This is a genomic window from Chromohalobacter sp. HP20-39 (assembly GCF_033052815.1).
Taxonomy (GTDB): Bacteria; Pseudomonadota; Gammaproteobacteria; order Pseudomonadales; family Halomonadaceae; genus Chromohalobacter.
Genome location: NZ_JAWHTP010000178.1, coordinates 1 through 428, shown reverse-complemented (window position 1 = coordinate 428; position 428 = coordinate 1). Strand labels below are relative to the sequence as shown.

Here is a 428-nt window from a genome sequence, read left to right as displayed (position 1 = left end):
CTGCGCGAATTTCCAAAGAATGGAAATCAGCGACTCGCACGGGTCGACCCATTTCGGGTCGAAGGTGTAGCCTAGCGCGGGCGAAAGCACGCTCTCGTCAAACGATAGAATCGGGAATCGATTCTTCCGGGAGCTACGCAGCGGCGATGATATGCCCGGTCGCATGGCGCGATTGGACGTAACCACACTGTTGCACGGCGTATGCCCACAATGCTGGCGCTGGGCTGTAACCCGGTGCGTCCCGGGTCTCGCTATCTTTCAGGACAATCTCAACAGCGCGCACGAAATATTCCATCGGGATTTCCATCTTGTAGGGGAGGCTCGCCTTGTGATGCGCCGCGCTGAAGGCCTCCCAGAGCACGGTCGCGTCGTTGACAAGCCGGTAGTTGGTGTCGAATGCCTCGGGGACGTAAAACCGCGTGAAGGTC

1 protein-coding gene is annotated in these 428 nt (G+C 58.6%); it reads right to left on the bottom strand.

Annotated elements, in window-relative coordinates; translation table 11 throughout:
* Positions 1-133: 133 nt before the first annotated feature.
* Positions 134-428: hypothetical protein (locus tag RVY79_RS17520; protein ID WP_317465765.1), on the bottom strand; the 295-nt coding region annotated here is incomplete at its 5' end.